Here is a 25,746-nt window from a genome sequence, read left to right as displayed (position 1 = left end):
GAGCACGTCGGTACCCTGAGCGCCCGTGAGCGCGCACACGAACCCCGCAAAGATTACTGAAGACGATTTCGCCGGTTACGACCTGATCGTAGTCGGCTCCGGTTTCTTCGGTCTGACCGTGGCCGAACGGGCCGCCACCCAGCTGGGGAAAAAGGTCCTCGTCCTGGAGCGGCGACACCACATCGGCGGTAACGCCTACTCCGAGGTGGAGCCGGAGACCGGGATCGAGGTGCACAGCTACGGCGCGCACCTGTTCCACACCTCCAACAAGCGGGTGTGGGACTACTGCAACCAGTTCACCGACTTCACCGACTACCAGCACCGCGTGTTCGCCAAGGCGGGTGACCAGGTCTACTCGTTCCCGATGAACCTGGCGCTGATCAACCAGGTCTTCGGCAAGTCGCACAGCCCGGACGAGGCGCGCGAGCTGATCGCCAAGCAGGCCAGCGAGTACGACACCGACACCGCGCGGAACCTCGAAGAAAAGGCGATCTCGCTGATCGGGCGCCGGCTGTACGAGATGTTCATCAAGGGCTACAACGCCAAGCAGTGGCAGACCGACCCGAAGAACCTGGCCGCCAGCATCATCACCAGGCTGCCGGTGCGGTACACGTTCAGCAACCGGTACTTCAACGACACCTACGAGGGCCTGCCGGTCGACGGCTACACCGCGTGGCTGGAGAAGATGGCCGCGCACGAGAACATCGAAATCCGGCTGAACGTCGACTACTTCGACGTCCGCGACGCGATCCCGGCAGGCACGCCGACCGTGTACACCGGGCCGCTGGACCGCTACTTCGGCTACTCCGCGGGCAGGCTCGGCTGGCGCACCCTCGACTTCGAGCGCGAGGTCGTGCCGACCGGTGACTACCAGGGCACCTCGGTGATGAACTACAACGACGCGGACGTGCCGTTCACCCGGATCCACGAGTTCCGGCACTTCCACCCGGAGCGGGACTACCCGAAGGACAAGACGGTCATCGTCCGCGAGTACTCCCGGTTCGCCGACGAAAACGACGAGCCGTACTACCCGATCAACACCCCGGACAACCGGGCGATGCTGGAGCAGTACCGCGAGCTGGCCAAGGTCGAGGCCAAGGAGCGCAACGTGCTCTTCGGCGGCCGCCTCGGCACCTACAAGTACCTCGACATGCACATGGCGATCGGGTCGGCGCTTTCGGTGTTCGACAACAAGATCGCCCCGCACCTGACCGACGGCGCCCCGCTCGACGGGTCGCTCGATGCTTGAGTCGGCGGAGAACGCCGGGGAGGTCCCCGGGGACATCACAGCCGCCGAGGCCGCGGCCGAGGTGAAGGTCCTTTCCCGGGTCCAGGGCGTGCTGAAGCGCCCGGGCACGGTGAAGGCGGCACGCGGGATGTCGCACTTCGGCGAGCACAGCATCGGCTGGTTCGCCGCGGGCCTGGTCGGCGCGGCACTCGACAAGCCGCGCCGGAAGGAATGGCTCACCGCGTCCTTCGGCGTCGTCGGCGCGCACGCGGCCTCGATCGCGGTCAAGCGCGTGGTCCGCAGGCCCCGGCCGGACGACCCGAGCGTCGAGGTCCTCGTCGGCACGCCGAGCAAGCTGAGCTTCCCGTCCTCGCACGCCACGTCCACGACAGCGGCGGCGGTGCTCTACTCGGGACTGACCGGGCGTAACCTGGTGCCCGTTCTGGTCCCGCCGATGCTGGCTTCCCGGCTCGTGCTCGGCGTGCACTACCCGACCGACGTGCTCGCGGGGGCCGCACTCGGCGGGGCTGTCGGCGGTGTCCTTCGCCGGTTCATGTCACGCAACAAGCGGAGCAGGTAGTGAGCGAGTCCACCAGCAAGACCGAGACTTCGGCGGCCGCGAAGGAGCCCGAGAAGTCCACTGAGGCCACCGAGGTCACGGAGGCCGCTGAGGTCACGGAGACCGCTGAGGTCACGGAGACCGCTGAAGCCACGGAGACCAGTGAGGTCACCGGGGCCGCGGCGGCCACCGAGGCCGAAGGCGCTGATGACCCGTCGCCGGTGAAGCGCGGCCCGGTGCGCATCGCACTGGGCGTGCTGAAGACCGCGCGGCCCCGCCAGTGGGTCAAGAACGTGCTGGTCTTCGTGGCGCCCTTCACCGCGAAGCAGATCAGCAACGTCGACGTGCTGACCGACGCGCTGATCGCCTTCATCGCGTTCTCGCTGGTGGCCTCGTCGGTGTACCTGATCAACGACGCGATCGACGTCGAAGCGGACCGCGCGCACCCGAAGAAGCGGAAGCGGCCGATCGCCGCCGGCATCGTCCCGGTGCCGCTCGCCTACGTCGCGGCGGTGCTGTTCTTCGGCGTCGGGATGGGGATCTCGTTCCTGGCAAGGCCGGAACTGGCGATCGTGCTCGGCGTGTACGAGGCCGTGCAGCTCGGGTACTGTTTCGGGCTCAAGCACCAGCCGGTGGTGGACCTCGCGATCGTCGGCTCCGGGTTCCTGATGCGGTCGATCGCGGGCGGCGCGGCGGCGGGTATCGGCCTGTCGCAGTGGTTCCTGCTGGTGACCGCGTTCGGCTCGCTGTTCATGGTGGCCGGCAAGCGGTACGCCGAGATCATGCTGTTCGAGCGGACCGGCGCGAAGATCCGCGCTTCGCTGAAGAAGTACTCGGCGAGCTACCTGCGGTTCGTCTGGGCCACCTCGGCCGCGATCGTGATCATGTCCTACGGCCTGTGGGCGTTCGAGCTGAAGGAGCACGCCGACGGCTCGGTGTGGCCGGTGCTCTCGATGATCCCGTTCGTCGTCGCGATCCTGCGGTACGCCGTGGACGTCGACGGCGGCAACGCGGGCGAGCCGGAGGAACTGGTCCTGCGCGACCGCGTCCTGCAGATCCTGGGCCTCCTCTGGATCGGCACCCTGGTGGTCTCCTACTACGTGAGCTGATCTTCTTCCGGAAAGGGCCCGCTTCCTCGCGAAGCGGGCCCTTTTTCCTGCCCCGAAGGCGTCCTTCACGGCGTCAGATCCTCAAGGGCGCCTTCAGGGCATCGGGTCGATGAGCGCCGGGCCCCGTTCCAGGCCGCTTCGGCTGCGGACGCCGTGGGTGACCCGCACGCCGTTCATCGGGGCCAGGTAGTCGAACCGGATCACCGTGACCGGCTCGCGGAGCTTGTCCCCGCGCAGGTACGTCGGCACGACGCGTTCGCGCGCGAGCTGCAGCAGCGGCGCGTACGGCCCGCCGGCACCGGTCGCGTAGGACACCCCGGCGAGGCTGGCGCTGTCCGGTCCCGGTGAGAACCGGTACCGCGCCGGGAGGATCATCCCGCCGCCGAGCGAAACCGGTTTCCGGCAGGGCAGCACGAACCCGTTGACCCAGTCCAGCACGACCGGTTCACCGGTGGGCACGAGGGCCGTGGACGGCACGACCTCCGGGAACCGGGGCGCGGTCGAGGCGAGCCAGCCGTCGCCGGGGTCGTCGTCCTTGACGACGACGCGGACGCGGTCGGCGCCCGCCGCCTGCTCCGCGGTGTCGACGCGCGCGTCCTTCCACGCGCCGCCCGTCCGGCCGCCGATGTCGACGGTGGACACCGGCGAGCCGTCGGCGCGGGCGAATTCCAGCAGGACGGTCACCCTGCCCGTGCCCGCCCTCGTCACGACGAGCGGCGGCCTGGCGGGGTCGTTCAGCGCCGACGGGAGCGCGTACCACGCCGAACTGGCCGTGCCGGTCGTCTTCGGGGCCCGGTAGCTGCCCCAGACGGGATGCTCGGCGTCGGTGCCGTACGGCGCTTGCGGCGCGGCGGAAGCGGGGAAGCCCGCGTTGGCCAGCAGCCCGCCCAGTGCCGCGGGCGGGGAGCCCGCGACCGGGTGGAGCACGCTCGCGCCGACGTCGGGTTCGACCTCGAGCCAGTCCTCGATCCCGCACGAGCCGGTGCCGGTCAGCGACGCGAGGTTCGCCCGCCCGATGCTGTAGGAGTGCCAGCGCACGGTCACGGCCTGCGCCATCGTGCCGACCTCGGCCACCACGACCACGATCGCCACCGCGACGATGAGCCAGCCCGACGAAGGCAGCCACCGCAGCGCCCGCTGGTCCGCCGGCCTGCCGCCGGAGGTGCGCCAGGTGCCGATCACCCCGCCTGCCGCGGCGATCGCGAGCCCGGCGACCAGCACCAGGTTGCCGACCAGGTAGCCGCGCGCGGTCGGCGCCTCGTCGACCCAGCGGACGTTGAGCGCGGAGACGTACCACCAGCGGTTCGGCGCGGAGACGGCCAGCGCCACCACCCCGGCGAGCAGCGCGAGGCTGACCGAGCGCGCCCACACCGAGCGCAGCGCGCCCTTGGCGACGGTGTGCACGAGCAGCGCGGTGAGCAGGGCGCCGAACCCGGCGAGCGCGCCGAAGTGGTGCGTCCACTTCGTCGGGGTGAACATCAGCGCGACGAGGTAGAGGCCGCTGGAGACGACGAGCCGCCGCGTCGCCGACTCGACGAGCCCCGGTACCCGGTGGTTGATCAGCAGCGCGCCGAGCACGGCCATGCTGAACAGCATCAGCAGCATCGGCACGCGCCGGTTCAGCGCGCCCTCCACCACGCTCGGATCGAGCAGGGTGGCGTACCGGCCGATTTCGCGCTGCCAGTCGAAGTCCGGCCCGATCGCGGTGCGGACCCGCGTGGCGTCGAGCACGGTCGCGAGCGTCTGGTCGTAGCACATCAGCAGCAGCGCGCTCGCGCCGGTGGCCAGCAGCAGGGCGAGGAGCCCGAGCCACGACTGGTCGCGGCGGCGGCGCAGCAGCCGGATGATCCCGCCGATCCCGGCGACGAACGGCAGGAACGCGGCGATCCCGGTCGGCGTCACCGCGACCGTGGCGCCCGCGACGACGATGCCGGTGGCGAGCGGAGCGACCGCGCTGGTCGCGAGCGCCCGCTCGACGAGTGCGAACACGGCCAGCGAGCCGACCACGATGAACGGCTCCGGCCGGAGCCCGACGTCGTAGGGCAGGTACCAGACGAGGAACAGCGCGACGCACGCCCAGCGCGCCCACCGGCGGGAACCGCGGGACGCGCTCAGGAACCGGGGGAGCAGAAGCCGGTCGAGCATGCCCCAGGCGAGCAGCCCGAGCAGCACCGACGGCAGCCGCAGGAAGAGCTGCGCGGGGCTGATCAGCGTCAGCCAGTGGTACACCTCGTAGAACCAGCCGAACGGCGCCTCCGGCGCGTTGAACCAGCGGAAGTAGTTGCCGGTGAACCCGCTGTCGGGGCGGGCCTTCAGCATGGTGCTGATGTAGCCGTCGTCGACGGTGAGCGAGCCGATCACCGCCCACACCGCGAGCACCGCGGTGACCACGAGATCGGCCGCGCGCGGCCGCCACCAGCGGCGCGGCAGGAGGCGCGCGCGGCGGGCGAACCGGGTGTCCCAGTGCCGGGTAAGCGCGAGCGCGGCGAGCAGGCACACCGCGGCGAGCGCGCCGAGCGCGATCTTGAACCCGGTGGCGCCGGTGTCGAACCGGGTGTCGCCGACGACGGTGACGTGGGTGGCCGCGCTCGGCGAACCGGTGAAGAGGCTGTTGACGTCCGGCCGTTTCCCGCTGTGCCCGATCGGGGTGCCGTCCACCGCGACCGTGGTGCCGGTTTCGTCGGCGTGGACCGTCCACTGGCAGGACGGCGCGAGCGGCCTGCTCGCCAGCGGCGTGCCGTCGAGGCTGACGGTGACCGTGCCGTTCGCGGTGCGCACGACGAGTCCGGGCGGGGATCCCGCTTCGCCAGTGCCGGGGCCGGGCGGCACGGTCGAGAGCACCAGCGCGTCGGCGGGCTGCGCGCAGTCGAACCGGGCGTCGAAGCGCTCCGGCTGGTACGGGTACATCGGCAGTGCGGTGCCCTGGGCACCGGGTTGCGACGGCCATTCGTAGGTGGTGACGTTCTGGTCCACCGGAACCAGCACGAACAGGACGGACGCGAGTGCGGAGATCAGGCCGAGTGCGGCCACGCCCCATCTGCGCGCGGGAGACTGATCTTTGGTGGCCACTGACCCAATGTTAGGGAAGCCCGCTCGCAAATGGTGTTACGGGCGCCGATCTACCTGGTAAAACTCCACGCAAAAGCGCCACGGTTCGATCTTTTCGCCCGATCCGCGGTTCTGGGATACCGCTCGTGGTGACGCACGGTGAGCATTCGTTCGCGGGCGCGAGACTGCCACAGGGCGTCGTCTGTACTATCTTGTCGCTCAAGTGAGTCCCGGGTGTGGTGTTTTTGTTCCGTCGGGGAAAGCGGCCGGGAAGTAAGGAAGCCATGAGCTATCCCGCGTACCGTCGTGGCACTTTCGCGCTCGTCGACGGTGTTCTGCACGAAGCGTCCTACGGCCCCGGTGCCGATCTGGTGCGGCTGAACTCGCGCCAGGCCGGCAATCCCGATCCGGCGCTCTACGACTGGGACGACGCCGAGGCGCAGTGGCTCGGGACGGTGCCCGCGGACCGGTGTTCGCGGGTCTTCTCCGTGGACGTGTACGCGAGCTACCGCGGGCACAGCGTGCTGGTCGGCACGATCAACGACGCCGGGTCGGCGCACATCATGTACGCGGAGTGGGACGGGCTCTGGGCCACCGGCAACGGGTTCATCCAGGAGAACAAGTACGAGTACTACAAGAACGTCGCGGTGACCGAACTGCGCGACTACTACGAGAAGCAGGGCGACCTGCTCTTCACCCGGTGGCGCGACGAGACCTTCGCCGGCACCGGGCAGCGCAGGCCGCGGCCGGTCGCGGTGCAGGAGCGCCCGCGCACCGGCCTGCTCGCCACACTGTCCGAAGTGGAGTACCAGGCGGACGCGTACCCGCACGAGGGCTACATCGGGCTTTCCGTTGCGGGTAAGCGAAATCCGGACCCGGAACGGTTCACATGGGACAGTGCCCGCGAGCGGTGGTCGGCCAGGGTGCCGGTGGCCGATTGCACGAGGCTGGCCGAGGTGACCACGCGCGCCGAGTACCGGGGACGGCCCTGCCAGGTGCGGTCGATCGCGGCGGACGGCGCGGTCGTGCTGGAGCACCTCGCCAAGGAGGCCAAGGCGGCCGAGGACGAGTTCGAACCGGATTCCGACGGGGCCTGGACCAAGTCCGTGCACGTCTTCGACATCGCCAGGTACCACGAGCACCACGTCGACCTGCTCTTCGACGAATGGTCGCGTTCCCTCGGCTGACCCCGGTACCTGAAGCACGGGGAAGGTAAAGCGGGGAACTACCTCCGCGACGAACGGCGGACGCTGGGCAGCACGGTCACTTTGCCGCGGCGCGAGGGAAAAGTTGCCCGCTGGTGTGGTCCCGATGCCTTATGTGCGAGCGCAACGCGCACTGCTGCTGACTTCCGGCGGAATCGGCGTCGCCGAATCGACCGCGGATCCGGCCCGGCCGGTACCTGGAGCCGCGGGTGCCGATGAGCAAGCGGCGTGGGTCAGGCGGGCACCGCGGTGATGTCCAGTGCCAGGTCGAGGTGACGGCCGGTCATCCCCTTCTGCGCGGTGACCCCGAACGCGTAGCGGTCGATGCGGACGTGCGCGTGGGCGGTGATGGTCCCGGCTTCGGCCGCGACCTCGTCCACGGTGAGGCGCACCGGCTGCGTCGAGTCCTTGACGGTGAGCGTGCCGTCGAGCACCCATTCGCCGTCCTGCTCGCGGACACCGGCCGAGGCGAACCGGATCTCCGGGAACCGCTCGGATTCCAGGTACTGCTTGGACTTGACCACCCGGTCACGCGCGCCGCTGCCGGTCTTGAAGCTGCCGGCGTCGATCGCGGCCGCGACGGTGCTCTCCTCGACGGGTTCCGCCACGGTGAGCCGCCCGCTGGCGAGCCCGAAGCTGCCGCGGACACCGCCGAGGCCGAAGAAGTGCCGCGTCGCGAAGGTGACGGCGGACCGGCCGGGGTCGATCGTGTACTCACCGGCCGGGGGAATGGTGATGCTCACGTGAACTCCTGTGTTGTTCATCGGTCGTCAGAACCCGCACTGCCATGGCGCGGGCCTTCGGCGCGGACGGTAGGTGGGCGAGGCCGGTCAAGTGGGCTGGTCGGTCGGGTGGCTGGGTTTGGGTGAGTGCCAGAGTTCGCCAAGGGTGCCTTCGCCGCGGAGCAGGATCTGGGTGACGATCTGCAGCACGACGAAGGAACCGATGTGCCAGCCGGTGTCGAGCGCGGGCACGACGTCCACGGGCAGCGTATAGGCGGCGACGATGTTCAGGGCGCAGCCGAGCAGGGTGGCGCCGCCCCAGAGCACGGTCAGCAGGCGCCAGATCCGCCGGAACGACGCGCGGGTCTCCCACAGGTGGTCGAGGTGGCCCGCCTTGCCCGGCAGCAGCGAGCGGCAGGCGAGGTAGGTGACCGGGCGGCCGCCGAGGACCAGGCTGCCGAGCAGCCAGCCCGCCACCAGCAGGCTCAGCCAGCCGCCGCGGACCAGGAGCAGCCTGGCGTCACCGGTGATCGCCGCGGTGCCGAGGTTGAGCAGCACCAGGAGCACCACGAACAGGCCCATGGCGTCGAGCCGCCTGGTCCGCGCGAAGGTCGCGGCGACGCGCAGCGCGGGCGGCAAGCCGCTCACCACGAGCGCCGTCGTCTCGCTGACGTCGAACGCGCGCAACGCGTAGTAGCAGGCGAGCGGCAGCACCACGTCCACCAGCACGGCCACGATCGTCTGCCTGGTTTCCCCTGGTGCGGTCACGGTCACGAGCGTGCCCCGGTGGCGCGGTGCGGCACATCCACGCGCCGGTGGACCGGCATCGGCCGATCGGTTGATGGCGGCAAGTGGGTATTTCGGCCGTCCGCGCGGGCGCGCCCGGTGGGGAATCCTCGAAACTCCCCGGTTGAGAGGAGCGTGCCGTGCCCACCGGAAGCTACCGCGTCGAGCCCGACGTCGTCCGTTCCGTTTCGAACACGGTGAAGGACCTGAACTCCGCGGCCTCGTCCGTGACGAACGACCTGGAGTCGCTGGTGATCGACGCGCTCGCGTTCGCCGGGATCGGCGGCGGTGTCGCGGGCGCGAACGCGTCGCTGCGGCAGCAGCTCGTCGGCGGGCTGGGGAAGTTCGTGTCGCTGATCGAGGACATCAGCTCCCATGTGGACGCCGCGGCGAACGGCTACGAAACCGCCGACACCGCGACGGCACAGGGATACGGCGGCGGCCGACCGGCCACTTTGGACTCCCGTGTGGTCGACTCGATCATGGCATCGGAAGGGACCGGCGGCGAGCAGGGCGGGGTCCGCGAGGCGTACGGCTTCCGCGAGAACATGCACAACGGCTACGACCAGATCATGGCCGCGCGGCGGCAGTACGGCGTGGGGAGCGCGCAGGAGCACGCCGTAGTCGCCGAGCTGATGACCGAGCGCGCGAGGCAGGCCGGCGCGTTGAACTTCTCCGACCCCGGCGCGCAGGCCGCGGTCATGTCGGGCGCGCACCTGCGCGGTGCCGGTGGCGTGCAGGCGATCCTGAACCACATGGCAGGCGACGGCATCACCCGCAGCGGCACCCTCTCCCAGGACACCATCGGCGCGCTGCGGGGAATGACCCCCGAGGACTTCCAGCAGCGCTTCCACGACGCGCGCATCGAGTACGACCGGCAGATCTACGGCGGCACCACGACGCACCAGGCGGGGCACACCCAGAACTGGTGGGACCGCTACGGCCACGGCCTGACCACCCGCTACGACCGCGAACAACGGGAATTCCTGAACCTGGCCCGCTGACACCCCGCCGCGGCCGCCGAACCGGGCGAGATCGGAGAATGCGGCGCCAGATTCCCCGAAGGTCACCGTGCCGATGCGCGGATCGCGGTGGTTCCGGGGAGATCAGCGGCGAAAGCGTGGTTTCCAGGGAGCGTGCCCCGGCAGCGCGAATTCCGGCGACCGATATTAGAGAGGCAGTTTCCTGAAGATCTTGCGGGGCACGTGGCGCAGCACGGACATGACGAGCCGGAACGGCGGCGGCGACCACACGAGTTCCTTGCCCTTGCGCGCCGCGTCGACGGAGATCTCGGCGACCTGCTCCGCGGTGCTGGTGAGCGGCGCGTCCTTCATGCCCTCGGTCATCTTCGTCTTGACCTGGCCGGACCGGACGACGGTGACCTGGCCGCCGAACGGGGCGAGTGCCTCGCCGAGGCCGAGGTAGAAGCCGTCGAAACCGGCCTTGGTGGAGCCGTACAGGAAGTTGGACCGCCGCACGCGCTCGCCCGCCACCGAGGACAGCGCGATGATCTGGCCGTGGCCCTGCTTCTTCAGCTTCTCCGAGAGCGCGACGCCGGCGGAGACGGCGGCGGTGTAGTTCACGGTGGCCAGTTCGACGGCCTTGGCGTGGTCCTGCCAGACCTCTTCGGCGTCGCCGAGCAGGCCGAACGCGACGACGGTGACGTCGATGTCGCCGTCGGCGAAGGCCCTGTCCAGCACGCCGGGGTGCGACCCGGTGTCCTTGGCGTCGAACTCCACAGTGGACACTTCGGCGCCCTTGTCCTTCAGGCGCTGCACCGCGGCCTGGAGCCGGGGCGTCTGGCGCGCCGCGAGCACGACGCGCAGCGGGTGCTCGGCGAGGTACTTCTCGGCGATCGCGAGCCCGATGTCGGAGGTGCCGCCGAGCAGCAGCAGGGTCTGGGGGTTGCCAACAGCGTCGATCACAGTTCGAGCCTCCGGCTCATGTCAGAGGCGAAAACGCCTTCGGGGTCAACGGCGGCGCGGACCTTGCGCCATTCTTCGAGCCTCGGGTACATGCGCGCGAACGTTTCCGGCGAGGTCCGCGAGTCCTTCGCGGTGTAGAGCCGCCCGCCGATCGCGAGGACCTCTTCGTCGAGTTCCTGGCACAGCCTGCCGAGGCCGGGCTTGATCGGGAAGTCGAGGCACACCATCCAGCCGGGGTGCGGGAACGACAGCGGCGCGCGGTTGCCCTCGCCCATCTGCTTGAACACGTTGAGCGCGGAGTAGTGCCCGGAGTGGGCGACCTTCTCCACGATCCGCCGCAGCCCCTCGTTCGCGCCGAGCGGCGTGCTGAACTGGTACTGCAGGAAACCCTTGGTGCCGTAGCCGCGGTTCCACTCCCCGACCAGGTCGAGCATGTGGTAGAAGGCCGTGATGTTCTGGATCGCGCCGCGCCCGCGCTTCGGCGTCGACCGGTAGTAGAACTCGCCGATCGCGCTCAGCGACAGCTTGTTCATCAGGCCGTTCGGCAGGATGTCCGGCACGGTCAGGAGCTGCGGCGCGGAGAACTTCAGCGGTTCGGCGCGCAGTTTCGGCGGCAGCTCGTCGAGTTTCGCCAGCGAACCGCGGGCGAACGCGCCGCGGCCGAGCTTGGCGCCCTTCGAAATCGTGTCGAACCACACCGACGAGTAGGTGTAGTCGTCGTCGGAGCCGTCGCTGATCAGTTCCAGCGTGCCGTCGAGATCGTCGGTGCGGTCGTTGTCGACGATGAAGTAGGCGGTCTCGGTCCTGGTCATCGCGATCGTGGCGCGCACGATGATGCCGGTGAGCCCGATGCCGCCGACGGTCGCCCAGAACAGCTCCGAGTCGGGGCCGTCCGGGGTCAGCGTGCGGATCCGCCCGTCCGCGGTGATCAGGTCCAGCGAGACCACGTGGTTGCCGAAGCTGCCCGCGGAGTGGTGGTTCTTGCCGTGGATGTCGTTCGCGATCGCGCCGCCGACGGTCACCTGCCTGGTGCCGGGCAGGACCGGGACCCACAGGCCGTGCGGCAGTGCCTCGCGCATCAGCTGGTCGAGGCTGACGCCCGCGTCCACGACGACCTGCGCGGTGCCGGTGTCGATCGAGTGGACGCGGTTCAGCGCGGTCATGTCGACGACGAGGCCGCCCGCGTTCTGCGCGGGGTCGCCGTAGGAGCGGCCGAGCCCGCGGGCGATCACGCCGCGCTCGCCCGCGCTCGCCACCGCCCGCGCGATGACCTCGACGTCCGTGGTGGTCAGTACGTCGGCGATGGTGGGGGCGGTCCGCGCCCAGCCGGTCAGCGCACGGCGCTCGGTGTGGATTTCGCTCACCCGATCCAGGGTAGCCACCTGTGCCGTCCCGCCCGCAGCGGTGTCCGCCGGGCCCGCCTACACTGTCCGCGCCAGTTCTTTCCCAAGACCAGCGAGGTACATGGTGACGGCGGTGGACCCTGTGGTGACCCCGGAGGAACGGCAGTCCCCCGGATTGGTCGGGCAGCTGATCCGTTTCGTGCTCATCGGCGGCTTCTGCGCCCTGGTCGATTCCGGTATTTACTGGCTGTTACTGCAGACCGGACTCTGGGTGCACTTCGCGAAAGCGATCAGTTTCATCGCGGGCACCACCACCGCCTATTTCCTTAACAAACGCTTCACATTCTCCGGTGGCGTCAAGGGCGGCATGGCGCAGGTCGGCGGCTTCGTCCTGCTTTACACGGTGACGTTCTTCGTCAACGTCGGGGTGAACGCCCTGATGCTCGCGGTGCTGCCGGAGTTCCGCTGGAAGGTGGCCCTGTCCTGGGTGATCGCGCAGGGGATGAGCACGCTGATCAATTTCGTCATGCTGCGCTTGGTCATCTTCCGGGCGCCCTCACCCGCGAAGGGTCACGCGGAGTAGAGAATGCCGTCACTCGGCCGGGCGCCGGTGGACGCAATGATCTGCGGCGAGTGGATATCGGCTACCGTGGAGCCCAGACTTCACCACCTCAAGCGGTTATCGCATGTTTGCTGACCGAGGAACTCGCGAAAGGCTGACATCTACATGCCCGGCAAAGCACCATCGGCGACCGGTCAGGCGCACGCGTCGACCGTGAAGGCGGTCAACGGCGTGAACGGATCCTCGAGCGAACAGGCGGACGACACCACTTTCGCCGAGCGCACGCCGCAGGGCAGGCTCCTCGCCCAGCGCGGGCTCTACGCCGGGCCGTCGCCGATCGTCTCCAAGGACCTCTACGCGGAGGTGCTCGAAGGCGTGGTCACCCGCCGTCGCGACAGCATCGTGCTCGAACCCTCCGCCCGCGTCACCGGCAACACCTACTTCGGCCGGTTCCCCGCCAGCTACTGGCAGCGCTGGACCACCGTCCGCCAGGTCAGGCTGGACGTCACGGTCAGCGGCTCCGGTCACCTGCGGCTCAGTGCGTCCGATGTGGAGGGTGAGCCGCGAATCGTTGCGGCACAGGACGCCGAGAACGACAAGGCTGCCACGGTCACGCTCGAAGCGAAGATCGACAAGTTCCTCGACGGCGGCGCGCTGTGGCTCGATCTGTCCACTGAGGCCGGTCAGCAGCTCACCGTGGAGCGGGTGCGCTGGACGGTCGAGTCGCCGGAGAAGATCCGCCCGACCGCGGTCACCATCTGCACGATGAACCGCGCCGACGACTGCATGAAGAACCTCGAGGCGCTCGCGGCGGACGTGTCGTCGCTGGAGACGCTCGACGCGATCTACGTCGCCGACCAGGGCACCGACCGGGTGGACTCGCGCGCCGGGTTCGAGCAGGTCGCGAAGGACCTCGGCGACAAGCTGCGCTACATCACCCAGGCGAACCTCGGCGGCGCGGGCGGTTTCACCCGCGGCCTCTACGAGGTGGCGGGCCACACCGAGACCGAGCACGCGAACGTCCTGTTCATGGACGACGACGTGCTGCTCGAGCCGGACCTGGTGATCAGGATGACCGCGTTCTCCAACCGCGCGGCCAACCCGATGATCGTCGGCGGCCAGATGCTCAACCTGTTCCACCCGAACCAGCTGCACGTCGGCGCCGAGTACGCCAGGCTCAACACGCTCGAACCGGGCCAGCCCGTCGAGCACAGCCTGTCGACCGCCGACCTGCTCGGTGTCGACGAGGAGACCGGCAAGCCGAACCGCCAGGAGCGCCGCCTCGACGCGGGCTACAACGGCTGGTGGTCGTGCCTGATCCCGTACGAGGTCGTCAAGGAGACCGGCTACCCGATGCCGTTCTTCTTCCAGTGGGACGACGCGGAGTACAGCTACCGCGCGCGGGCGCACGGTTTCCCGACCGTGACGCTGCCCGGCGCCGGTGTCTGGCACGCCGACTTCCACTGGAAGGACTGGGACGAGTGGCACCGGTACTTCAACCTGCGCAACTCGATCATCACCGCGGCGCTGCACAGCCCGTTCAACCTGAACCTGCTGTCGCGGGTGCTGCTGGCCCAGCTCGTGCGCTACCTGCTCGGCATGCAGTACGGCCTGTCGCACACGCTGATCAAGGCCGTCGAGGACTTCCTCGAAGGCCCGGAGATCCTGCGTGACGGCGGAGTCGACGCGATGAAGGCGATCAAGGAGATCCGGGACCGCTACCCGGAGACCAAGCGCCACGACCCGACGAACGTGCCGGGGATCGCGTCGAACGACATCGGCATCATCAACACCGCGCCGCGGCCCAGCATGCAGCGCCTCGTGCTGCTCAAGCGCATCGTCGACCGCGCGCTCGGCCGCACCCGCTTCGGCCTCGGCGCCATCCCGACCGACGAGGCGCACTGGTGGCACGTGGCGCTGTTCGACACCGCCGTGGTCACCGACGCCAACCAGGAGGGCGTGCGCGTCCGCAAGTACGACCGGGCCCGCATGATCGGCCTTGCCAAGCACGGCGTGAAGGTGATCAACCGCCTCCGCAAGGAAGGCGCCGCGGTGCAGGAGCAGTACAAGCGCGCGATGCCCGAGCTGACCAGCCGCGAAAACTGGAAGCGGCTCTACGAGCTGTAGTTCTCCCGGTCGAACGTGACCCCGCTCCCCGCCACGCGGGCGGCGGGGTCACGTGCGTTCAGCGGGCTGAACGTTCCCAGCGGACGCCCGGGTCCCGGATGGGCTGACCTGCATTTAGCGGGCTAAACGTCGCCGGGGACCGGCAAGGTCGCATCGACCGCGCGCCCGCTTCACCCCGGCTCGCCCGCCGGGTGCGGGGCCGCCAAGGCCCGCTACCGCAAACCGAAGACCTTGTTCTTGCGTTGCAGGTCGTCGATGAAGGCGGCGGCGACGTGGGCGAAGTTGACGTTCACCGTCGTCCCCTCGCTGGTGTGGACGGCTTCGACGGAACCGTGTTCGAGCAGGAGGGGCAGCCTCTTGCCCAGCTCTCCGGCGGTTTCGTCGGAGAGGGCGAACAGCAGCGGCTCTCCGCCGTGGGCGAGGTGGAGCACGAGCGCTGGCTTCGAGTCGGTCATGGTGTCCAGGACAGCAGTACCCGATCGGCGCGGGCAAGGAGGTTCGCTTACGGCTGATCACCGCTGGTGGTCTACCGTTCAGAACGAACCGGCGATCGCGCAGGGGGATGGGCATGGCGTACACGTTCTCGCTGTCCTTGGCGGCGGTGGACATGCTGCTCGAACAGGGGAGACTCGGCCGCGCGCCGGTGCCGTTCGCGGTACCGCACATCGGCACCTCCGCCGAGCAGCGCGCGCAGGTCCGCGCCGCGGTGTACCGGGATCTCGAAGCGCGCGGCCTGATGGCGGGGGGCAGGCTCGATCGCGGCGTCGAGCAGGCACTGCGCACGTTCGTCAGCCCGCCGGTGTCGATCTCGGCCGCCGCCCAGCTCGATGACGGCACGCCGCTGTTCGCGCGCGCGGCCTCGGACGGCGAGTACGCGGTGGTGGTGCGCCAGGACGAGAACATGCTCGTGTTCACCGAGGCCCGCCCCACCGGGATCGTGCCGATGATCGTCGACTTCCTGCCGCTCACGCCCGCGGCACCCGGCCAGTCCGTGACGGTCGCGAAGCCCGCGAAACGCAAGCGCAGTTCATACGGCGGCGACGAGGGCTACAACCCGTTCAGCGGTGTCGCGGCACCCCGGAGCCATTCGACGACCCAGCTGCGCATGGTCGAGCGCATCTTCGAGAAGCCGAGGAAGCGGGTCGGCCAGTTCACCGCGTTCGTCCGCGACCAGCGCGGCCACGCCGCCGACCTGAGCCCGATCGCCTGGTTCGACACCGAGGCGGGCCGGTACCTGATGACGATCAGGGACGGTTCCGACGGCCAGACCTGGATCACCTACGCGCCGGCGGACAACGCGCGGATCGCGCAGCAGCTGCACGAACAGCTCGAAGGCACGTTCTGAAATCACCACTTCCGGCCACTGTGGGTTAACCCTTCGTCGCCGAGGAATACCTGATAGTTCCGGTTTCGGCGCGTGCGGCTCGGTAGAATGCGAAACGCGCACAGCTTTTGCCGACGATGTGGAGCGAAATGGTCGACCAGGGCGATCGGTCCGTCCCCGGCGCAACCCCGGGGCAGGCCGCCCCAGCGCAGGGGGCCCACGCGGACCCGGCGATGGCCGCGATGGCCGCGATGTCCGGCCAGACGATGCAGGCCGCGCAGGGGGAGAGCCGGAAGCTCGTCGATGCCGCGAAGTCGGGTGGCTTCACGCTCTCCGAGACCGCGGTCCGGCCGCTGCTGGACGCCGTCGAGCAGATGCGCCACGACCTCGAAGGCCAGCGCAGGAGCACCGTGCCCCTGCTCCAGCCGCCGCAGCTCGGCAGCCACGAGTACGGGCACGCGGTGGCCAGCCACAACCAGCGCGGCGCCGAGCACGAACCAGGCTCGATCGGTGTCGTGCTGGAGCAGTTCGACCAGGTGCTCGCGCAGGCGTCCGAGGCGCTGCGGCGCGCGGCCGGGATCTACGGCGAGTCCGACGCCGAGGCCGCCGACAAGCTGAAGGCCATGCGGGAGGCGCACGATGTCCGCTGAGCACACGCAGCTCCCCGCCCAGCACGGGCAGCAGCCCGTCGCGGGCCTGCGGCCGCCGACGGCCGACTACCTCGGTCAGGAGCACCGGCAGCTCAAGGGGTACGTCGAGAACAACCTGACGCCCACCCAGGTCTCCCAGGTCTCGGAGGCCTACGGGGCGCTGGCCAAGATGTTCGGCGAGTTCGGGCAGGACCTCGGCAGCGCGCTCGGCAAGAGTTCCCACGAGTGGGAAGGCGGCGCGGGCGCCGGCGCGCAGGGCTACTTCGTGACGCTCGCCAGGTGGGCCGACGCGAACGCGCAGAACGCGAAGCTCGCCTCGGACATCCTCGCGCAGCAGTCGGCGTCGGCCGTCGCGGTGAAGAACAAGATGCCCGACGAGGTGCCGTTCAGCTGGGCGGACGAGTTCCAGCGGTGGACGCACGCGACCCCGTTCGAACTGGCCGACGCGGTCAAGGGCGCGTTCGGGCGGCAGCAGCGGAGCCAGGACGCGCACGCCGAGGCGGCCGGTGTGCTGCACCAGTACGACTCCGAACTGTTCCACGCCGCGTCCCAGCAGCCCGCGTTCGCGCCGCCGCCGAAGTTCGACTCGCCGACCTCGGCCGCGGCCGCCGCTCCGGCGCCGGGCGGCCCGTCCGTCGGCCTCGGCGAAGGTGCCCCCGGTGGCGGTGGTGCCCCCGGCGGCGGCGCTCCCGCTGGTGGCGCTTCCGGTGGTGGCGCGCCGGTGAGCGCGCCCGCTCCCGCGCCGCCGCCGCTCAGCGCCGGCGGGCAGACCGGCGCCACCGTGATGCCGCACGCCGGGGCGACGGGGGCCACCGTGGCCTCCGCGGCCCAGCACGGCGGGTTCGGCCCGACGCCGCAGGGCGCGGGAAACCAGGGCGGCGGGATGCCGATGGGCGCCATGCCGATGGGAGCCATGGGCGCCGGGATGGGCGGCGGTGGCGACAACGAGTACACGAGCAAGATCGGCAAGGGCGACTTCGGCCCCGGTGGCGGCGGCCCCGTTCGCCCCGGCGGTGTCGGCGCGGCCGAAACGGTGTCCGGGCGTGGCGCCGGGATGGGCACCTTCCGCGAGGAGCCGGAGCGCGGCGGCTCCTCGTCGTTCCTGCTCGCGGGCGACGAGGACGAGGTCTTCGGCAACGACGAAATGACCGCGCCCCCGGTCATCGGCGAATAACCCCCTTCGCCCGCGAAGTCCGGATTCGCGGCGTTTTCGGTGCCCCGAAGGAGCCTTCAGCGGCGAAGTGGGGGGTGAGGGTGCTCTCCTGCCTGCCCTGAAGGACGCCTTCAGGGATGTGGACGCCGTGAAGGCTCCCTTCGGGGCATCAGCATCGCCACGCCGCGCATCGCGAGGGCCGAGATTGTGGCGTCAGATGCCGTGAAGGCGTCCTTCAGGGACCGCGCGGACCCCTGGCGGACTCGCGACCGACCGACCGACCCGGCCACCCGGCCCACTCGCCTCATCGAAGGCGGGCAAGGGGTCAGTAGCGGTAGAAGCGTTCCCGGCGGCCCTGTCGGACGAGCTTGAGCCACTGCCGGAACGCCTTCGGGTCCCGCTTGACGCCGATGAAGTACAGGCCGAAGCGGATGTACTCCAGCGCGCCGATCTTGCGCATGCCGGGCTGGGCGAGCAGGTAGCCGCGGTTGCGGTAGGTGTAGTACCGCTTGACCTCGTTCTCCGGGTCCTGCGCGTGGAACTTGCCGCCGAGCATGGGCTTGAACTCGTCGGAGCCGTCCGGGTGCAGGTAGGTGGTCTTCAGCGAGGTGCCGAACGGCAGCCCCGAGCGCACCAGCCTGCGGTGCAGTTCCACCTCGTCGCCGCGGAAGAACAGCCGCAGGTCCGGCACCCCTGTGACGTCCAAAGTGGACGCTCGGAACAGTGCGCCGTTCATCAGCGAGGCGATGCCGGGCAGGAAGTCCTCGCCCAGTTCGGACGAGGAGCGCTTCCAGGTCAGGCCGCGCCGCAACGGGAACGCGAGCTTCGCGGGGCTGTCGATGTTGGCCACCACGGGGGAAATCTCGGCGAGGCCGCGCTTTTCCGCTTCCGCCAGCAGGATCGACAGCACGTTCTCGTCGGCGGGCCTGCCGTCGTCGTCGGCGAGCCACACCCATTCGGCGCCGAGCGAGAGCGCGTGCAGCATGCCGAGCGCGAAACCGCCCGCGCCGCCGAGGTTCCGGTGTGACGGCAGGTACGTGCGGGGCAGCGGGTAGGACTCCACGACTTCGCGCGCGGACTGGTCCGGCCCGTTGTCGACCACGACGAGGTGGTCGACGGGCCTGGTCTGCGCCGCGATGATCTTCAGCGAGTCGGCGAGCAGCTCACGGCGGTGACGGGTGACGACGACGGCCACGACCGCGCCGTCGCCGAGCGGGGCCTGCTCGACGCTGCTCATCTCATTCGCCGCCTTCGACCGCTGACACCGGGGCCGCGGCGAGGCGAGCGGCCGCTTCCGGGCTGACGTTGGCGAACGGGTCCTTGCCCTTGTACGCGGTGAGCACCTCGCGCAGCCCGCCGCGCATCTTCATCCGGCCCTCGTCCATCCAGACCGCCGAGGTGCACAGCTCCAAGAGCAGGTCGTCCTGGTGCGAGGCGAACACCAGCAGCCCCGACCGGCGCACCAGGTCGACGAGCCGGTCGCGCGCCTTGTCCAGGAACGCCGCGTCGACCGCGCCGATGCCCTCGTCGAGGAGCAGGATCTCCGGGTCGATCGAGGTGACGACGCCGAGCGCGAGCCGCACCCGCATACCGGTGGAGTAGGTGCGCAGTGGCATCGCGAGGTAGTCGCCGAGTTCGGTGAACTCCGCGATGTCGTCGACGCGCTTCTCCATCTGCTTGCGCGTCATGCCGAGGTAGAGGCCCCGGATCATGATGTTCTCGAAACCGGAGATCTCCTGGTCCATGCCGACGCCGAGGTCGAAGACCGGCGCGACGCGGCCGACGATCCGCGAGGACCCGCGGGTCGGCTCGTAGATCCCGGAGAGCAGCCGGAGCAGCGTGGACTTGCCCGCGCCGTTGTGCCCGACGAGCCCGACCCGGTCGCCGTCCTTCAGCGAGATCGAGATGTCGTGCAGCGCCTCGATCACCGGGACCTTCGACTCGGTGCCGATCTTGCCGCCGACCTTGCCGAGGACCTGCTTCTTGAGCGACCTGCTCTTCGCGTCGAAGATCGGGAAGTCGACCGAGGCGTCCCAGACGTCAATGCTGACCATGGCTTGCTGTCACACCCAATACGAGACGCGGGAACGGTAGTTGCGCATAACGAACAGTGCCAGCACCCAGCCGACGACGGCGAACCCGCCGACGATGGCCCAGTGGTGCCAGCTCTGCTGCGCGCCGATCAACGGCGCGCGGATGATCTGGATGAAGTGGTAGAGCGGGTTCAGCTCGGCGACCAGGCTGCGCCAGGTCACGCCGTCGCCGAACCGCTTCTGCAGGATGTCGGTCGACCAGACGATCGGCGTCATGAAGAACAGCAGGTTGATCAGGCTGGTGATGACCTGCGGGATGTCGCGGAAGCGGGTGGAGATGATGCCGAACAGCAGCACCACCCAGCCCGCGTTGACCGCGATGAGCGCGAACGCGGGGATGGCGAGCAGCGCGCTCCAATTCAGGCCGGGCTGCGGGACACCGCCGTCGGTGATCACGTAGCCGGACTTCGTGATGCCGCCCCACAGGATCATCAGCACGATGAAGTAGATGATCATGTTGTGCGCGAACATGATGCACTGCCGCCACACCGTGCGGAGCACGTACACCGACAGCGGCGCGGGCAGGTGCTTGATGAGGCCCTCGTTCGCGATGAACGTCTCGGTGCCTTCGGTGAGGCAGCCGAGCAGGAACGCCCACACGATGAAGCCCGTGGTGATGTAGGGCAGGTACGTGTCGATCGGCGAACCGAGCAGCTGTGAGTAGAGAATGCCCAGCCCGAGCGCGGTGACGCCCATCGAAAGCGTGATCCACAGCGGACCGAGCACCGAGCGGCGGTAGCGCTGCTTGATGTCCTGCCAGCCGAGGTGGCTCCACAGTTCTCGATTGGCGACGCCCGCGCGGATATCGGCGAAGGCGCGCGCCCACGACTTGCTGTCCGACGGGGCCGGCGCGGACGTCGGCGCGGGGACGGTGACGGATTGGACCGTGCTGGGGGCACTCACGAGGAATCAGGGTACCGACGCGCGCGTGCGTGCCTTGGTGACCCCGTCCGAGTGCGGGCCGCCACGGAGGGTGAGAGCGCTTTGTGCGCGCGGTGTCCTGGTACTTTCTCCCGTCATGAGTCCCGCTACCCGCCCGGAGGGTTTGCTGGTGAACCTTCTGGAGGCCTACGCCGACCGGCCGGATCCGCGGTCGGTCGCCGTGGTCGGCAACCAGCCGCTGCCGTCGGATCCGCAGCGGGCCAAGGCCGTCGACGCGTGCGATCTGGTGATCCGGGTCAACGGGTTCAGGGCGGACGAACCGGGCGGCCCGCGGATCGTGGGCAGCAGGACGCACGTGGTGGTGTTCAACCGGGCGCTGCGCGCGACGCGCTGGGTGTTCGAGAACTACCGCTCCCGGCTGTACCTGCTCGTCGAGCCCGGCCGCCTGCACTGGGAGCCGGAGGACATCCCCGGCTGGTGGCCCGCGGACCTCGGGTACGTGCCGGTGAGCAACCGGGACTGGATCCTGCCGCTGTCGGACGCGATCGGCCTGCCGTCGAGGACCGAGTCGACCTGGGCGACCACCGGCACGACCGCGGCCTGGATCGCCCGCACCGCGTTCCCGCACGCGAACCTGGTGCTGACCGGATTTTCGTTCATCGACAACCCGGACCAGACCGCGTGGGAGCATGCGGCTGGTGACTCCTGCATCGTCGGCCCCGAGCACCAGATCGCCGCCGAGGGCAGGCTGCTGGATTCCTGGACCAGGACCGGCGACACCGATCTCCTCCGCTGAACACCGCGACACCGAAGGACCCGCCATGGCTGGCCGCAAGTTGTTCAACCTCCGCGCCCGCGCCTCCGAGCGCCTCGCCAGGCTCGTCGACTTCCGCATCTCCGGCGAGGTCGACGGGCTGCGCACCGATCTCGACCCGCGGCTGGTCGAGCAGGAGCACTGCACGAACGACCACCGCCGCAGGCTCGACGCGCTCGAGGAGGGTCTCGAAGGGGTGCGCGGCGACCTGCGCTGGGTCACCGCGCAGGTGGACCGGCTGATCCCGCACGTCGCCGCGCAGGAAGGCCAGCTGGAGGACCTGCGCGAGAAGATCGCGCTGGTGCCGCCGTCGGACCGGCCCGAGGCCACCGAAGCGCGCTCACTGATCGAAGAGGTGCAGCGCCAGCACGCGCAGATCCGCGCGCGCCTGACCGGGATCGCCCGCTACGAGGACCGCCTGCGCAGGCTCGAAGACCAGGCGAGCGCCGAGGTCGCCGGATGACCGCTGCGCTGCGGCCCGCCACCGAAGACGACGTCGAAGACATCCGGCGGTGGCGCAACCACCCGTCGGCGCGCGCGGTCAGCTTCACCCAGCACGAGATCTCCCCCGCCGAGCACCGGGCGTGGTGGTCGGCGGTGCGGGACGACCCGTCGAGGCGGGTCCTGGTCTACGAGTACAACGGCGTCGCGGCCGGTTCGGTGACCTACACCTACCTCGATGCCGGGGCGGGCACGGCGAAGTGGGGCTGCGCGCTCGACGTCGACGGGCTCGGCCGTGACGTGCTGCCCGCGTGGCTGAAGCTCGAAGGCGTGCTGATCGACTACGCCTTCGACACGCTGGGGCTGAGCGTGCTCGGCGGCGAGGTGCTGCTGGAGAACAAGCAGGTGTGGCAGTTGCACAAGCGGTTCGGGTTCACCGAGGCGCGGCGGTACACCCAGGAGATCGACGGCGTGCCGCACGAGGTGCTGTGGATGGAACTGACCGCGGCGGACCGCGCCTCGGTTCGTGAATCGGCGAAGGGGAAGCGGCGCAAATGACCGTGCGCATCGGCAAGCACGAGATCGGGCCGGAGCACCCGCCGTTCGTCATCGCGGAAATGTCCGGGAACCACAACGGGGATCTCGGCCGCGCGCTCGCGATCGTCGACGCGATCGGCGAATCCGGCGCGCAGGCGGTGAAGCTGCAGACCTACCGCCCCGGCACCATCACGATCGACGCGGACGGCCCCGCGTTCCGCATCGGCGACACGCATTCCCTGTGGGGCGGGGAAAACCTCTACCGGCTCTACGAACGCGCGCACACGCCGTGGGAATGGCACGAGGAGCTGTTCGCCCGCGCCCGCGAGCACGGGCTGGAAATCTTCTCCAGCCCGTTCGACCCGACGGCGGTCGAACTGCTCGAATCGCTGGACGCGCCCGCGTACAAGATCGCGTCCTCGGAGATCGTCGACCTGCCGCTGATCGAGCTGTGCGCCCGCACCGGCAAGCCGCTGATCATTTCGACCGGGATGGCGAGCGTCGCGGAGGTCGACGCCGCCGTGCGGACGGCGCGCGCGGCCGGGAACGACCAGCTCGTCGTGCTGGGCTGCACCGCGAGCTACCCGGCGTCGCCCGCGGAGAGCAACCTGCGGGGGCTGCCCGTGCTCGCCGGGGTCACCGGCACGCTCGTCGGCCTGTCCGACCACACGCCGGGGATCGGCGCGCCCCTCGCGGCCGTCGCACTGGGCGCCGTCGCGATCGAAAAGCACGTGACGCTCAAGCGCGACGACGGCGGCGTGGACTCCGAGTTCTCCCTGGAGCCCCCGGAACTGGCCGCACTGGTCACCGAAAGCAAGCGCGCGTGGGAAGCGCTGGGGCGGGCCGTGATCGGACCGCGCGAAAGCGAAAAAGAGGGCCTGCGATTCCGGCGCTCGCTCTACGTCGTCGCGGATGTCGTCGCGGGGGAGCGGGTAACCCGCGAGAACGTCCGCTCGATCCGTCCCGCGGGCGGGCTGGCTCCCGGCGACATCGACGTCGTACTCGGCCGCACCTTCACCCAGGACGCCGCGAAGGGCACCGCCCTCACCTGGGACCTCATCTGAGGCCCCGAAGGCGGCCACGACCCCCTGAAGCTCACGCGCGGAAGAAGGCCCGCACGCCGTCGATCACTCTGTCCACATCGGACTCGGTGAGCGCCGGGAAGAGGGGCAGGGAAAGCTCTTCCGCGTAGAAGCGCTCCGCGTTGGGGCACAACCCCCGCCGGTACCCGAGATCCTCGAACACCGGGTGCCAGTAGGCCGGGATGTAGTTGACCTGCACGCCGATGCCGAGTTCCCGCAGGTGGTCGAACATCGCGCGGCGCCTGCCGTCGAGCACGCGCAGCGCGTACAGGTGCCACACCGGGTCCGCGCCGTCGCGGCACACCGGAGTGCGCACGCCGTCGAGATCGGCGAACGCTTCGGTGTAGCGCGCGTGGATTTCCGCACGCCGCCGCTTGAACGAAGCGAGCCGTTCGAGCTGGCTGCTGCCGAGCGCGCACAGCACGTCCGGCAGCCGGTAGTTCAGCCCGAACTCGTGCACTTCCTGGTGCCACGGGCCCTCGCCGGGGTAGCGCTGCGCCGCCTTGTCGCGCACCAGGCCGTGGTTGCGGAACGCGCGCGCCCGCTCCAGCAGCGCTCCGGCGGCCACCACGGCGCCGCCCTCGGCGGTGGTGAGGTTCTTGGTGGGGAAGAAGGAGAACGTGGTCAGGTCCGCGATCGAGCCGACCGGCCTGCCGTGCCACGCGCCGCCGATGGAATGCGCCGCGTCCTCCAGGAGCAGCGCGTCACCCGCGACGGCCTTCAGCTCGTCCAGTTCGGCGGGGTGCCCGGCGTAGTCGACGGCCGCGACGACCTTCGTGCGCGAGGTGACCGCCGCCTTCGCCGCGGCGGGGTCGAGGTTCGCGGTGTCCGCTTCGACATCGGCGAACACCACCTTCGCGCCCTGCAGCACCGCGGTGGCCGCCGTCGCCACGAAGGTCATCGGCGAGGTCACCACCTCGTCGCCGTCGCGAAGACCGGCCGCCGCATAGGCCGCGTGCAGCGCCGCGGTGCCCGAAGTGACGGCAACCGCGGGCACGCCACCGGTGTGCCCGGCGAGATCGCTTTCGAACCGCGCCACCGCGGGCCCGGTGGTCAGCCAGTCACCGCGCAGCACCGCCGCGACGGCTTCGACGTCTTCGTCCACAACGGACTGACGGCCGTAGGGGAGGAAGTCACCCATACTGCTCGACCAGCCGCCGCAGCTCGTCCGCGTCGAGCCACAGGTCGTTCGTGTCGGACCGGTAGGCGAACCCGTCCGGCACCGATTCGCCTTCGGACGGCGGTTCGTAGCCCCAGCCCGCGATATGCGGCTGCACCACGTACCGGTCGCTGAGCCGCACGGTCCGCCGCGCGTCGTCCGGCGCGATCATCTCCTCGTGCAGCTTCTCGCCCGGCCGCACGCCGACCTCGTGCATCGGGCTGCCCGGGGCGATCGCCTGCGCCAGGTCCACCAGCCGCATGCTCGGGATGCGCGGCACGTACAGCTCGCCGCCGTGCATCTGGTCGACCGAGCCGACCACGAACTCCACCGCCTGCGGCAGCGTGATCCAGAACCGGGTCATTTCCTTGTGCGTGATCGGCAGCGATTCGCCCTTTTCGGCGAGCGCGCGGAAGAACGGGATCACGCTTCCCCGCGACCCCATCACGTTGCCGTAGCGCACCACCGAGAACCGGGTCGGGTGCGTCGCCGCGTAGTGGTTCGCGCTGATGAACATGCGGTCCGCGGTCAGCTTGGTCGCGCCGTAGAGGTTGATCGGGCTCGACGCCTTGTCGGTGGACAGCGCGACGACCTTCTTGATGCCGGTGTCGATCGCGGCCTCGATCACGTTCTGCGAGCCGATCACGTTCGTCTGCACGAACTCGAAGGGGTTGTACTCGCCGGTGTCGACCTGCTTGAGCGCGGCGGCGTGCACGACGTAGTCGACGCCGTGCATGGCGCGCTCCAGGCGGCGGCGGTCGCGGATGTCGCCGATGAACCAGCGGAGCCTCGGGTCGTCGCCGAAGAGCTGGCGGGCCTCGTACTGCTTCAGCTCGTCCCTCGACAGCACGACGAGCCTGCTCGGGTTCAGCTCGGCCAGCGCGTAGGAGATGAACGCCTTGCCGAAGGAGCCCGTCCCGCCGGTGAGCAGGATGCTCGAACCTTCGAGCTCGCTCATCGATGACCTCCGCGTTCGACGACTTCTGCCGTCGGCCAT

At 69.8% G+C, this 25,746-nt stretch carries 25 protein-coding genes; 14 read left to right on the top strand and 11 right to left on the bottom strand.

Translation table 11 applies throughout. From position 1 onward, the window contains the following. The first annotated feature begins 25 nt into the window (after window positions 1-25). The 3 genes from glf to ABD256_RS11240 are packed head-to-tail and all read left to right on the top strand — an operon-like array spanning window position 26 to window position 2,896. On the top strand, window positions 26-1,249 hold the full coding sequence (gene glf, locus ABD256_RS11250; protein ID WP_344416474.1) for a UDP-galactopyranose mutase: 1,224 nt from the start codon (window positions 26-28) through the stop codon (window positions 1,247-1,249). Continuing rightward, window positions 1,242-1,808, top strand: coding sequence for a phosphatase PAP2 family protein (locus ABD256_RS11245; protein WP_425546434.1), 567 nt, complete (start codon window positions 1,242-1,244; stop codon window positions 1,806-1,808). The genes glf and ABD256_RS11245 overlap by 8 nt, the downstream gene beginning before the upstream one ends. Beyond that, a complete protein-coding gene (locus tag ABD256_RS11240) occupies window positions 1,808-2,896 on the top strand; it encodes a decaprenyl-phosphate phosphoribosyltransferase (protein ID WP_344416472.1) in 1,089 nt (362 codons plus the stop codon). The genes ABD256_RS11245 and ABD256_RS11240 overlap by 1 nt, the downstream gene beginning before the upstream one ends. A 93-nt stretch (window positions 2,897-2,989) precedes the next feature. Here ABD256_RS11240 and ABD256_RS11235 read toward each other — a convergent pair whose 3' ends face one another. Next, window positions 2,990-5,965 (bottom strand): arabinosyltransferase domain-containing protein, encoded by a 2,976-nt coding sequence (locus ABD256_RS11235; protein WP_344416470.1) that lies wholly within the window; start codon window positions 5,963-5,965, stop codon window positions 2,990-2,992. 263 nt (window positions 5,966-6,228) lie between these two features. Here ABD256_RS11235 and ABD256_RS11230 point away from each other — a divergent pair, with 263 nt between their 5' ends. Further along, entirely contained in the window at window positions 6,229-7,131 is a 903-nt protein-coding gene (locus tag ABD256_RS11230) for a hypothetical protein (RefSeq protein ID WP_344416468.1), read from the top strand. Between the two features lie 251 nt (window positions 7,132-7,382). Here ABD256_RS11230 and ABD256_RS11225 read toward each other — a convergent pair whose 3' ends face one another. Both ABD256_RS11225 and ABD256_RS11220 read right to left on the bottom strand, forming a co-directional pair. Beyond that, a complete protein-coding gene (locus tag ABD256_RS11225) occupies window positions 7,383-7,892 on the bottom strand; it encodes a YceI family protein (RefSeq protein ID WP_344416466.1) in 510 nt (169 codons plus the stop codon). Between the two features lie 87 nt (window positions 7,893-7,979). Beyond that, window positions 7,980-8,639, bottom strand: coding sequence for a VC0807 family protein (locus tag ABD256_RS11220; RefSeq protein WP_344416464.1), 660 nt, complete (start codon window positions 8,637-8,639; stop codon window positions 7,980-7,982). 158 nt (window positions 8,640-8,797) lie between these two features. On the opposite strand from ABD256_RS11220, the gene ABD256_RS11215 reads away from it, so the two are divergent. After that, window positions 8,798-9,661: a hypothetical protein gene (locus tag ABD256_RS11215; protein WP_344416462.1), complete on the top strand. Its 864-nt coding sequence runs from the start codon at window positions 8,798-8,800 to the stop codon at window positions 9,659-9,661. 165 nt (window positions 9,662-9,826) lie between these two features. Here the strand turns inward: ABD256_RS11215 and dprE2 are convergent, their stop codons facing one another. Next, a complete protein-coding gene (gene dprE2, locus ABD256_RS11210) occupies window positions 9,827-10,582 on the bottom strand; it encodes a decaprenylphospho-beta-D-erythro-pentofuranosid-2-ulose 2-reductase (RefSeq protein ID WP_344416460.1) in 756 nt (251 codons plus the stop codon). After that, the gene (gene dprE1 / locus ABD256_RS11205) at window positions 10,579-11,937 is read right to left on the bottom strand and encodes a decaprenylphosphoryl-beta-D-ribose oxidase (protein WP_344416659.1); all 1,359 of its coding nucleotides are present in this window, start codon (window positions 11,935-11,937) and stop codon (window positions 10,579-10,581) included. The genes dprE2 and dprE1 overlap by 4 nt, the downstream gene beginning before the upstream one ends. A gap of 109 nt (window positions 11,938-12,046) precedes the next feature. On the opposite strand from dprE1, the gene ABD256_RS11200 reads away from it, so the two are divergent. Next, window positions 12,047-12,508 carry a GtrA family protein gene (locus ABD256_RS11200; RefSeq protein WP_425546433.1) on the top strand — a complete coding sequence of 154 codons (462 nt, stop codon included), beginning with the start codon at window positions 12,047-12,049 and terminating at the stop codon, window positions 12,506-12,508. 144 nt (window positions 12,509-12,652) lie between these two features. Beyond that, complete coding sequence (locus ABD256_RS11195; RefSeq protein ID WP_344416456.1) at window positions 12,653-14,614, top strand: glycosyltransferase; 1,962 nt, start codon at window positions 12,653-12,655, stop codon at window positions 14,612-14,614. A 212-nt stretch (window positions 14,615-14,826) separates the two neighbouring features. Here the strand turns inward: ABD256_RS11195 and ABD256_RS11190 are convergent, their stop codons facing one another. Then, window positions 14,827-15,069: a hypothetical protein gene (locus ABD256_RS11190; RefSeq protein ID WP_344416454.1), complete on the bottom strand. Its 243-nt coding sequence runs from the start codon at window positions 15,067-15,069 to the stop codon at window positions 14,827-14,829. 113 nt (window positions 15,070-15,182) lie between these two features. On the opposite strand from ABD256_RS11190, the gene ABD256_RS11185 reads away from it, so the two are divergent. From ABD256_RS11185 to ABD256_RS11175, 3 genes are all read left to right on the top strand, one after another. Then, window positions 15,183-15,959, top strand: a complete 777-nt coding sequence (locus ABD256_RS11185) for an ESX secretion-associated protein EspG (protein ID WP_344416452.1) — start codon at window positions 15,183-15,185, stop codon at window positions 15,957-15,959. 212 nt (window positions 15,960-16,171) lie between these two features. Further along, window positions 16,172-16,588 carry a hypothetical protein gene (locus ABD256_RS11180; protein WP_344416450.1) on the top strand — a complete coding sequence of 139 codons (417 nt, stop codon included), beginning with the start codon at window positions 16,172-16,174 and terminating at the stop codon, window positions 16,586-16,588. Continuing rightward, window positions 16,578-17,762, top strand: coding sequence for a hypothetical protein (locus ABD256_RS11175; protein ID WP_344416448.1), 1,185 nt, complete (start codon window positions 16,578-16,580; stop codon window positions 17,760-17,762). The genes ABD256_RS11180 and ABD256_RS11175 overlap by 11 nt, the downstream gene beginning before the upstream one ends. A gap of 304 nt (window positions 17,763-18,066) precedes the next feature. On the opposite strand, the gene glfT1 is transcribed toward ABD256_RS11175, so the two are convergent. The 3 genes from glfT1 to wzm are packed head-to-tail and all read right to left on the bottom strand — an operon-like array spanning window position 18,067 to window position 20,737. After that, window positions 18,067-18,978 carry a galactofuranosyltransferase GlfT1 gene (gene glfT1, locus ABD256_RS11170; protein WP_344416446.1) on the bottom strand — a complete coding sequence of 304 codons (912 nt, stop codon included), beginning with the start codon at window positions 18,976-18,978 and terminating at the stop codon, window positions 18,067-18,069. Window position 18,979: 1 nt separating this feature from the next. After that, window positions 18,980-19,795 carry a galactan export ABC transporter ATP-binding subunit Wzt/RfbE gene (gene wzt, locus ABD256_RS11165; RefSeq protein WP_344416444.1) on the bottom strand — a complete coding sequence of 272 codons (816 nt, stop codon included), beginning with the start codon at window positions 19,793-19,795 and terminating at the stop codon, window positions 18,980-18,982. 9 nt (window positions 19,796-19,804) lie between these two features. Further along, window positions 19,805-20,737 carry a galactan export ABC transporter permease subunit Wzm/RfbD gene (gene wzm, locus ABD256_RS11160; RefSeq protein ID WP_344416442.1) on the bottom strand — a complete coding sequence of 311 codons (933 nt, stop codon included), beginning with the start codon at window positions 20,735-20,737 and terminating at the stop codon, window positions 19,805-19,807. A 145-nt stretch (window positions 20,738-20,882) separates the two neighbouring features. On the opposite strand from wzm, the gene ABD256_RS11155 reads away from it, so the two are divergent. From ABD256_RS11155 to pseI, 4 genes are read left to right on the top strand one after another with little or no spacing between them, the layout of a single operon-like run. Then, complete coding sequence (locus tag ABD256_RS11155) at window positions 20,883-21,512, top strand: glycosyltransferase family 29 protein (protein WP_344416657.1); 630 nt, start codon at window positions 20,883-20,885, stop codon at window positions 21,510-21,512. A gap of 25 nt (window positions 21,513-21,537) precedes the next feature. Further along, a complete protein-coding gene (locus ABD256_RS11150) occupies window positions 21,538-21,993 on the top strand; it encodes a hypothetical protein (RefSeq protein WP_344416440.1) in 456 nt (151 codons plus the stop codon). Continuing rightward, the gene (locus tag ABD256_RS11145) at window positions 21,990-22,529 is read left to right on the top strand and encodes a GNAT family N-acetyltransferase (RefSeq protein WP_344416437.1); all 540 of its coding nucleotides are present in this window, start codon (window positions 21,990-21,992) and stop codon (window positions 22,527-22,529) included. Before ABD256_RS11150 ends, ABD256_RS11145 begins: the two co-directional genes overlap by 4 nt. Continuing rightward, the gene (gene pseI, locus ABD256_RS11140; protein WP_344416435.1) at window positions 22,526-23,572 is read left to right on the top strand and encodes a pseudaminic acid synthase; all 1,047 of its coding nucleotides are present in this window, start codon (window positions 22,526-22,528) and stop codon (window positions 23,570-23,572) included. Before ABD256_RS11145 ends, pseI begins: the two co-directional genes overlap by 4 nt. A gap of 31 nt (window positions 23,573-23,603) precedes the next feature. Here pseI and ABD256_RS11135 read toward each other — a convergent pair whose 3' ends face one another. Then, window positions 23,604-24,731 carry a DegT/DnrJ/EryC1/StrS family aminotransferase gene (locus tag ABD256_RS11135; RefSeq protein ID WP_344416432.1) on the bottom strand — a complete coding sequence of 376 codons (1,128 nt, stop codon included), beginning with the start codon at window positions 24,729-24,731 and terminating at the stop codon, window positions 23,604-23,606. Beyond that, window positions 24,724-25,707, bottom strand: coding sequence for a UDP-N-acetylglucosamine 4,6-dehydratase (inverting) (gene pseB, locus ABD256_RS11130; protein ID WP_344416430.1), 984 nt, complete (start codon window positions 25,705-25,707; stop codon window positions 24,724-24,726). The genes ABD256_RS11135 and pseB overlap by 8 nt, the downstream gene beginning before the upstream one ends. Window positions 25,708-25,746 lie beyond the last annotated feature (39 nt).

The organism is Amycolatopsis minnesotensis, assembly GCF_039529815.1.
Lineage (GTDB): Bacteria > Actinomycetota > Actinomycetes > Mycobacteriales > Pseudonocardiaceae > Amycolatopsis > Amycolatopsis minnesotensis.
Note: the sequence above shows the minus strand (reverse complement) of the source record. Positions and strands in the feature narration are given on the sequence as shown.